We start from the raw sequence: 8,603 nt of genomic DNA on the forward strand, positions 1-8,603 counted from the left end.
TCTCAACCGCAGTGGGGCGTGGTAGCGATTCGCTGAGAAGAGGACCGGACAGCATGCCGATTTGTGACGGCGGACTCCTCACCGGACTCCGAACGGACCGTACGGAGGGCGGAACGGGCCTTCCGGCCGGCCCCGAGCGGCGTCCCCCGTGGCGTGTGTGACCGCCCTCCCTCCGCGCGGCGCTACCCGCGGGCCGGGCGTAGCATGGCCCGTAGCCCGGTTTGAGGGGGCGCCATGCACGCAGGCCAGGACCTCGGCTCGATCGAGGAGGCGACGCGGCAGTTCGTCGATGCTCGTCCGAAGCTCTTCGGCATCGCCTACCGCGTGCTCGGCAGCACGGTCGAGGCCGAGGACGTGCTGCAGGAGGCGTGGCTGAGATGGCAGAAGGCCGACCGCGCGGACATCCTCGAACCGGCGCCTTCCTGGCCACCGTAACCACGCGGCTCGCCATCAGTACGGCGCGGTCGGCCCGGGTGCGGCGTGAGGCCTACGTCGGGCCCTGGCTCCCCGAACCGGTCGACACCAGCGCGGACCCGCAATTGGGGGCGGAACGGGCGGAGGCCGTCGAGATGGCGGTGCTCCTTCTGCTGGAGCGGCTCAACCCGGTGGAGCGGGCCGCCTACGTGCTCAGGGAGGCCTTCGACTACTCCTACCGTCAGGTCGCCGCGATCCTGGAGACGAGCGAGGGCAACGCGCGTCAGCTCGTGAGCCTGGGCCCGCAAGCACCTCGCCACTGAACGCCGGGAACAGGTGAGCCGGGGCGAGCACCAGCGGCTGCTGGAGGTGTTCCTGACCGCGGCGCAAACCGGAGACCTCCGGACCCTGGAGGAGGTCCTCGCGGCGGACGTCGTCAGCTACGCGGACGGCGGCGGCATCCGGGGAGCTTCCAGGATCCCGGTGGTCGGACGCTCGCACGTCTCCAAGTACCTCACCGCCTTCGCGCCGCGCTTGTGGCCGGGGGCGCAGGTGCGCTGGGTCGAGGCGAACGACCGTCCGGCCGTGCTGGTCCACTCCGACGGGAAGGCGGTGGCGCTGCTCTCCATCGACGCGTCGACCCAGGGCATCGACCGGCTGATGCGGGTGACGAACCCGGGCAAGCTGGCGTCCTACGCGGCGTCGTCGAGCTGCTGAACCGTCGCGGTGACGCGCACACCGTGTCCGCTCACGGTGTCACGTCCCGTCCGCCACGGTGTCACGGCCCGAGTAAGCCGGTCGTACTGGGAGAGGGCCCAAATGATCGGAACGAACATGGCAATCACCGAACACGTCTGTCCACCGCCGTCCTCGTGATCGGTACAGGCGGAGCCGGCCCGAGGGCGGCGATCGAGCTCGCCGAGGCCGGGACGGATGTCCTGGACCGCTTCGAGTCCGAGATGCCGCTCGCCTCGCGCTGACCGTCCCCGAGCCTTCCCCTCCCAGAAGTCGACGCACCCTACCCAGCAGCTGTGTCTTGGCGTGCTGGACCGAACAAGCGCGGCCCTGCGCCAGCTCAAGCACGCATACAAGCAGGTAGAGACCATCGCAGCACTGATCACTAGCAAGAACCCGAGGTTCAGTCACATAGCCGCAAACCGGCCTGTACAGGGTCTGGTAGTGACCAGGGAACCCTTCCACACCGCCAACGCGCCCTTTCAGAAGGAGATGCAGCCAAATACGGACACTCCCGTCACCGTCTGCAGCGTCGCAGAACTTGAGCACCTCGTGGCCCTGCGGGACCTGTCGGTGAGTCAGCTCCTCGGCGAACGACTGGCAGACCCTCTGGCGTCGACGTACTCCCTCGATATTGCTTTCCGCGGAAGGAACCTCGCCCGCAACGCGATCTTGAATGCAGGCTGGGACAGCTATCCGTGGAAGCGGCACGCTGATCTCGGCAGAGGCGCTGCTGCAGATCCGCGTGTTGTGTAAAGGGGCGAGTGCACAGTCCCGCCCGTACTGACGGTTCCCTGCACTCAGCTGGCTTCCGCTCCGGCACCTGGAGCGCTGTCCACCATCAGGACCATCGCATGCCGATCGCGGACAGCAGCTCCATCCGTTCCGGGGTCGGGGTTGCGGCTCGGCTGCGTTGAATTCCGATCCGGGCCCCGAGCTTGTGCTCCCGTTCCTCCTTGTCATCGCCGCCGTCTCCGTCGCCCCCGATGACGATTCGTTCAACCCACTTCCTTGGGACCTGGAGGTGTCCCTCGCGTTCGTAGAACTGCTTGGCGGCCTGGTAGTTCAGCGCCCATTTGTCGGCCCGTGTACGGCGCGGCTTCTCGTCCTCGGCTGCGGACTCAATTCCGAGAACCTGCTCGCACATCCACAGCTGCACGCTCGTGAGCTGGTCCCAGCCGAGCCGCACCGACTGCACCCGCCGTCCGAGAATTTCGCCCTGGCGCAGGACGTCGCCCGTCTCGGTGGGCAGCGCCTCGCCGCCAGGTGTATCCGGACGAGGTGGAAGCACCGCTGCCAGGTCACCGGCCAGATCGGGCACCAGGAGGCGTCGATCTCCTCCAGCTACTCGCGCCGCGCCTCAGACAGCGCCCCGGCCGACGACTCCACCGGCAGCCCCTCCGCACGCCGCTGCTTGTTCTTGGCAGCCTTCAGGGCCAGGTGCCGCGTTCACCCTCTCCTCATCTGCGGTTCACCGGCCTCGTTGAGACTGCCTGGTGGCAGGGCGGGGCGGTCGCCATTCGCCAGGGGGAACCGGCCAGTGTTGCCGCGGCCGCCCGGTCCCCGCATGGGCACGGGGAGTGAGACGTGGGTGCTGTCGGAATGACGACCAGACCAGGACCGCCGCGCAGGGTGCGGAGGTCAAGTGGCGGCAGGCGGGCCGCGTCCCTGACCACTGTGGTTGCGGCGGTCTGGGCGGTGCTGTCCGCGCTGCTCCTGCCCGCCGGTGTTGCGGCGGCGGCCCCGGTGACCAGATCGCAGACGACGGTGTTCACCGAGGGCGAGCGAGAGGCCGGGGCCACCGCCTCCTACGTGTGCTTCCGGGCCCCCGCGGTGGTCAAGGCCGCCGACGGTACCCTGCTCGCCTTCGCCGAGGGCCGGATTGGCAGCTGCTCTGACACAGCCTCCATCGACATCGTCGTGAAGCGTTACGTCAACGGCGCGTGGAGCGCCCTGCAGGTGGTGGCCCGGCACAGCGCCGGGCACATCTACCACAATGTGACGCCGGTGGTCGACGCCGCCTCGGGTCGGGTCGTTGTGCTGTACACCGAGAACTACGACCACATCCACCGCATCGCCAGCGAGGACGACGGCCTGCACTGGACGGCCGCGGACGACATCTCCGCCGACGTCTGGTCAACTGCTTGGGGAGCCCTGTACGCCGGCCAGATGGCGACAGGCCCCGCGAGCGCCATCCAGCTCACCCACGGCCGTCACGCCGGCCGCCTGGTCGCCGGCATGACGGTACGCGTGGCACCGGGGGCTGCGCCGGCCAACCTGGGCGGAGCGCTTATCTACAGCGACGACGGCGGCCTCACCTGGAGGCTCGGCGCCTCCTCACTCGGCGCCGAACCCGCTATCGGGGCACAGGAGCTGAGCCTGTTCGAACGCGGTGACGGCAGCCTCTTCGTGACGGCGCGCAATGAGGAAGGCGACTCCGGGACGAGGGACAGGGCGGTCTACGCGGTCTCTGGTGATCAGGGGCTCAGCTTTACGTCCGACTTCGCACTCCTCCCGGACATGGACTTGCCCGGCACCGGCATACAGGCGTCGACCCTCGCCCTGCGCGAGATGAACCGCGACGGCTATGACCGGGCTCTGTTCGCCGCCCCGGTTGGCCCGAACCGCGAGGATCTCACCATCCGCTCCTCGTTCGACGGGGGTCTCACCTGGCAGGATGCCGCCGACGGCGCCCTCGTGAAGGACGGGTACTCCGCCTACAGCTCCATGACCGTCCTGGGCGGCGGAACCTTCGGCATCCTCTACGAGGCCGGAACCACCAAGCAGTATCAGGACATCAGGTTCGCCACGTTCACCGAAGCCGACCTGGACCTCCCCGCCGGTGCCGGCTCCCTCACTCTGAACCAGAACACCGGCGCCCTGGCCACCACCAGCCCAGACCAGCTGCACCTGTTCGCACCCACACCCGCCGGTGACCTCGGCCACTGGTTCGAGGAGGACGACGGCACGCTCAAGCGCGGCACCTGGGGCACGGGCATCGCGGGGAAGACGGTCGCCTTCAACGACGCCGTCCAACAACACGTCCTCGCGCGCGGGACCGACGGCAGCCTCATCCACCGGTTCTGGAGCACGACCGGCCTCTCCTCACAAACCTGGCTCGCCGCGGGCACAGTGGCTGGAGCACCCACCGGCTTCGTCGCCTCCGGCCAACAGCACGCGTGGGTCCGCATGACCGACGGACGGCTCCTGCACACCTGGTGGGACGCCGGCACCGCCTCCTTGAAGCAGCAGGCCTGGGCCGCCGCGGGCACCCTCGCCGGTGACCCCGTCGCCGTGCGCTACGGCGAGCAGCAGCACGTCTGGGCCACCGGCACCGACGGCCGGCTCCACCACTGGTGGTGGACGAAGGGCCCGGGCATCCGCCACGAACTCTGGCCGGGATCGGCCAGGGGTGCTGCCACGGCCCTCGTCCAAAAGGGCCAGCTGCATGTCTACGCCGCCGACCCGGAAAACCGGCTCACCCACTGGTGGTGGGACAGCACGGACCAGGTGGTCAAGAGTCAGGTCCTGAGCACCCCGACCGCGCTCGCAGGACCGCCCATCTCATTCGTGCACGGGGGACAGCAGCATGTCTTCGCCCGCATCACGGGCAACACGCTCGCCCACTGGTGGTGGGACCCGACCACAGGCAACAACTACGCCGTGTGGCCCGGCCCGATCTCCTCGGATCCGGTGGCGCAAGTGGTCGGTGACACCCAGCACGTCTATGGAGCCGCGTCCGACGGAACACTCTCGCACTGGTGGTGGAACTCCGCCGAGGGCACCAAACGGGAAACCTGGGGCGGCAGTATCGCCACCACATCAGCCTGGTGACCGCCTGACCGGAGGAGGCAACCTCACCGCTACGTGCCCTGCGGGCGGCGCAGCCGCGGTGGCCGCGGGGCCCCGTGCTCATGAGCCACGGCGGGGAGGTCGAGGAGGGGGCTTGTCAGTGCTCGTTCATATGATCACTGCATGTCTGATGCCTTCACCGTGTTGTGGACCCATGACGTGTGCCGCGCGTTGCGCAGGGCCGGCCGGGTGGGGGAGCGGCCGCCGGTCGCGTTCAGTGGCGTGCATTCTTCCCTGCCCGCATGGACGGGTGCTGGTGCGGGGGACGAGGTGTACGCGTTGCATGTCAACCGGCGCGAGGTGTTCGTGGTGAGCCGGATGCGGGTGATCGACCGCGAGCGGCACGGCTGCTGCGGCACGGCTCCCGCGACGTGGGAGGATCCGGCATACCCCGGCCACCACGACTGGTCGATGCTCGGCGCCGAGGGCTGCGGCGCCGACCCGGTGCACGTGGACGCCACCCCCGTGCGCTTCGATACGCCCATCTCCAGCGACCTGCTGGCCAGGCTCACCTGGCGAAACCGGCGGGGCCAGACCCGCCAGTTGAAGTACGTGGTGGACGGCCGTCTTGAGAACTCGGTCAGCCTTCAGGGCTTTTACCGTCTGATACCCGAGTCGTCCGCAGAGCTGGCGGACGTCACCGCCAGCGCCGTCTCCAGCCGCTGACAGGCAGGTGCGCACCCGCGACGGCCGCCGTTGCCGGTGAGCACCCGCGCTCTCCCGGCCACCCGCCCAGGATTGCCTGCTCACGTGCGTACGGGGCACGGGCCGCGGTCATGGCGTGCTGTCCGGGGGCGTTCGCTTCGAGTTGCAGTGGTCCGGGGCGCGGAGGGGGTGCCGGCTGCTGGGTGTCTATTCTGCGGCCGGTCATCCGCTCGGGCTGGTTGGTCAGCCGTGGTAGGTGATGTTGCCGTCGTGGTCGTTGGCTTTCTTGGCTGGCGTAGTCGCCGTGCTGCAGGGTGTGGCTGTTCTTGAAGGTGCAGGTGTTCCCGGCGGCGTCCTTGACCGTGTAGTCCTTCAGGTTCACGGCCGCCGTCTTCGAGTAGTTCTTGATCGTCAGGTACTTGTTCTTGGTGTTGCCGCCCGAGTACTTGTTGGGGCCCCGGCCCGGAGCGTCGTACTGCATGCCCTTGATCTTCAGCGCGGAGGAGTACTCGGCGGCTTGCGCCGGAACAGCTGCGGCGAGGCCGGGCGCGGCGGCGCCCGGCGTGGCGGCGTGCCCCTCGACAGCCCGCGCGACCCAGCGGAGGCTGCGCACCACGCTCCGCGGTGTAGGGCAGTTCTGCACCGAGTCGGCGTGACTACCAGGGGGCCACGGTGTCCGGTGCGCGGCGGAGTGGCAGCTGCCGGGGCCACCTCTCGGGGACGGACCCGGGCCAGGGTCCGCAACGCACCTTGGAAGGCCGCGGCGCATGAAGGACGAAGGGCCTGGGCATGGAAGCCATCTGCCGTGACGCGTAGGCCTGGTGGTGACTTCGCTCGTCGTTGCAGTTCCAGGGGGCGCACGTTCTGACGTCGATGTTTTTCAACCACCTACTCCTGGCGGTCGGCGGCCGGCCGGTACGTCACTCGTCGGGGCCGGCACCCGGCGGCCCATGTTGCTGTGCCTGCCGGGCTCCGGCTCCCGCACCCGGTGGGCGAGGGGCGGACCGTCCCCGCCCCACTCCACGGCGTACACCACGGCAGGAGGCCGTCGCCGATGCGGACCTGGGCGCCGGGTGCGTGGCGCCGTGCCGGCCGACCAAGAGGGCATCCAACCAACCCTTGACCGCGACCCACAGGACGCCCGGCGGTTCCAGGACGCCCGACGCGTTCCGCACGGTTGGCTCCCACGTCCGGTGCCACTGGCCGACGAGGCGGTCCACGACGTGCCGGGCGTCGATCTCCTGCCCGGGTGCTCAGCTCCCGGTCGTCGTTCTCCACTGCGTCGGCGTACGCGTCGATCCGCGGCTTCTCCTCGCCCCACCAGACCGCGGGTATCTTCGTCATGAGGCGCTGCGGCCGCGCGGTCCAGTGGCTCTTTGGCCGCGTCGACCGCCGCCAGGGCGTCCGCCTCGACGGCGGCCCGCAGCCGTGCCCGGTCCAGCAGCAGCTCGGGTGCCAGTTCGGCCGGTCCGTGAGCATCGCGTAGACCAGGGCGAGCAACCACTTCGTTTCCCAGGCGTGGGCCGGGCCCACCGGAAGGACGTGTGCCCGGACCCCTCGCAGCCCTTCGGGCACGGCGTGCTGGTGGTCGGAACGACGATCGGCGGCCGCGGCTCCTGGCCGACGCCGCCCGCCCCGGCCAAGGTGCGGCGGCGGGCGGCGGTGTACGAGATGCCCTCTCGGGCCGTGAGGCCGCGGGCGGCTCGCTTGGCGTGCGGGGCCCCACACGTCGTGCCGCCGTGGCGTCGGTAAGGATCACGGAAGGCGCTGCGGGCGTTGCTGGCGTCGCGTGAGGCTGGGCCCCTTGTTCGCGGTCGCCGGCGAGTGCCCTCGTGCCCACCACGACCGGACCCGGATGGAAATCTACTGCCGCGGCGCCTGCACCACCTCAGGCGCCGGTGCACTTCCAGGAGATGGCGGCGATGATGGACCCCTCGTTCGGGGCGTAGGCCTCTCGCATCTCGGAGGGCATCGGTGCCGAGCCCAGGCTGATCTCCCACTCGCCGGATTGGAGTCTGAGGTAACTCATCTTCCCGTAGGTCTCATCGTCGGAGTAGCGGAGCGGACCCAGGGGCGACCACCCACGCTTCTGCAAGCGCCCGACGATCGCCTCGAATTCGGCTTTGCTGAGGACCCTCCGCGTGGGCGCCACGCCGTGCACGATGCAGGATCCGCTCTGTAGGGGCTGCATCTGGGGCTTGTGGGGCGCCACGGCGAACCTCAGGTCCCTCTCGACTTGCTGCAGGTTCCGCTCAGGGGCCTTGCTCTTCTGCGTTGCCGGGGATGCGGACGCCGCCTTGCTCTTGGCGGGCTTGGCCGCGGCGGCGTCTCCGTCCTGGCTTCCGCCGCACCCGGTGACAGCCAGGATGGAGATCATCACCGCGGACAGGCCGAGTCTTCGCACTGTTCCCCCTATGAACGTTTGGCCGATCATGGCCGACGGCAGGCGCAGTGTGTCACGAGGGTCGATGACCTGTACATCCAGGACCGGGCGACGGCAGGCGCCTCAGCCGTCTACTCTGCTCCCTCCCGTATGGAGAAGGAGTGCAGCGATGGCGTGGGACGGTGTTCCCCGGTTCGTAGAAGGCACTCGTCGGCCGAGGCGCCCGCCTCGCGCCCACTGCTGGAACCAGCCGCCTGCCGACCGGCGTTGCTACTTCACACCGGTACGTGCTCCAGAAACCCCAGCCCCGGCAGCGCTCGATCCCCGCGAGTCCGAAAGGTTCCAGATGCCCGGTAGCCGGCCATCGAGGCTTCGGTGCCCAGCGCGCTCAGCAGGTGCGACTTGCCCGTGCCGGAGTCGCCGATCAGGCAGAGCGGCAGGCCCTCCTTGCCCCACTCGCAGGTCGCCGGGGTGTGGATGACCGCCGGGTCCACGTTGGGGTTCGTCTCGAAGTCGAAGGCCCGCAGTGATGTCTCGCGGGGAAATGGGCGGCCTCAATCCGCCGTTCCGAACG

7 protein-coding genes and 3 pseudogenes are annotated in these 8,603 nt (G+C 69.5%); 6 read left to right on the plus strand and 4 right to left on the minus strand.

From position 1 onward, the window contains the following. Positions 1–234 precede the first annotated feature (234 nt). The 3 genes and pseudogenes from R2E43_RS38870 to R2E43_RS38875 all read left to right on the plus strand — a co-directional run bounded on the left by R2E43_RS38870 (position 235) and on the right by R2E43_RS38875 (position 1,905). Positions 235–1,131 (plus strand): annotated as a pseudogene (locus R2E43_RS38870) (RNA polymerase sigma-70 factor). Between the two features lie 137 nt (positions 1,132–1,268). Then, a pseudogene (locus tag R2E43_RS39085) lies at positions 1,269–1,355 on the plus strand (FAD-binding protein); the annotation flags it as partial. Between the two features lie 238 nt (positions 1,356–1,593). Next, entirely contained in the window at positions 1,594–1,905 is a 312-nt protein-coding gene (locus R2E43_RS38875; RefSeq protein ID WP_332057090.1) for a hypothetical protein, read from the plus strand. 85 nt (positions 1,906–1,990) lie between these two features. On the opposite strand, the gene R2E43_RS38880 is transcribed toward R2E43_RS38875, so the two are convergent. Next, positions 1,991–2,470 (minus strand): helicase associated domain-containing protein, encoded by a 480-nt coding sequence (locus tag R2E43_RS38880; RefSeq protein ID WP_030872778.1) that lies wholly within the window; start codon positions 2,468–2,470, stop codon positions 1,991–1,993. A 356-nt stretch (positions 2,471–2,826) separates the two neighbouring features. On the opposite strand from R2E43_RS38880, the gene R2E43_RS38885 reads away from it, so the two are divergent. Both R2E43_RS38885 and R2E43_RS38890 read left to right on the plus strand, forming a co-directional pair. Continuing rightward, complete coding sequence (locus R2E43_RS38885; RefSeq protein WP_332057091.1) at positions 2,827–4,983, plus strand: exo-alpha-sialidase; 2,157 nt, start codon at positions 2,827–2,829, stop codon at positions 4,981–4,983. Positions 4,984–5,124: 141 nt separating this feature from the next. Further along, a complete protein-coding gene (locus tag R2E43_RS38890) occupies positions 5,125–5,667 on the plus strand; it encodes a hypothetical protein (RefSeq protein ID WP_332057092.1) in 543 nt (180 codons plus the stop codon). On the opposite strand, the gene R2E43_RS38895 is transcribed toward R2E43_RS38890, so the two are convergent. Then, on the minus strand, positions 5,639–6,262 hold the full coding sequence (locus R2E43_RS38895) for a lamin tail domain-containing protein (RefSeq protein ID WP_408649135.1): 624 nt from the start codon (positions 6,260–6,262) through the stop codon (positions 5,639–5,641). The two genes, R2E43_RS38890 and R2E43_RS38895, sit on opposite strands and share 29 nt — an antisense overlap. A 633-nt stretch (positions 6,263–6,895) precedes the next feature. Here R2E43_RS38895 and R2E43_RS38900 point away from each other — a divergent pair. Then, positions 6,896–7,132, plus strand: coding sequence for a hypothetical protein (locus R2E43_RS38900; RefSeq protein ID WP_332057093.1), 237 nt, complete (start codon positions 6,896–6,898; stop codon positions 7,130–7,132). Positions 7,133–7,534: 402 nt separating this feature from the next. On the opposite strand, the gene R2E43_RS38905 is transcribed toward R2E43_RS38900, so the two are convergent. Both R2E43_RS38905 and R2E43_RS38910 read right to left on the minus strand, forming a co-directional pair. Then, complete coding sequence (locus R2E43_RS38905) at positions 7,535–8,023, minus strand: hypothetical protein (protein WP_234308248.1); 489 nt, start codon at positions 8,021–8,023, stop codon at positions 7,535–7,537. Between the two features lie 332 nt (positions 8,024–8,355). Further along, a pseudogene (locus R2E43_RS38910) lies at positions 8,356–8,603 on the minus strand (ATP-binding protein); the annotation flags it as partial.

Source organism: Streptomyces violaceoruber (assembly GCF_033406955.1).
Classification (GTDB): Bacteria; Actinomycetota; Actinomycetes; order Streptomycetales; family Streptomycetaceae; genus Streptomyces; species Streptomyces violaceoruber.

Excerpts from the sequence above, each read along its gene's own strand:
- R2E43_RS38905 (WP_234308248.1), bottom strand. The coding sequence starts at position 8,023 with ATGATCTCCATCCTGGCTGTCACCGGGTGCGGCGGAAGCCAGGACGGA.
- R2E43_RS38890 (WP_332057092.1), top strand. The coding sequence starts at position 5,125 with ATGTCTGATGCCTTCACCGTGTTGTGGACCCATGACGTGTGCCGCGCG.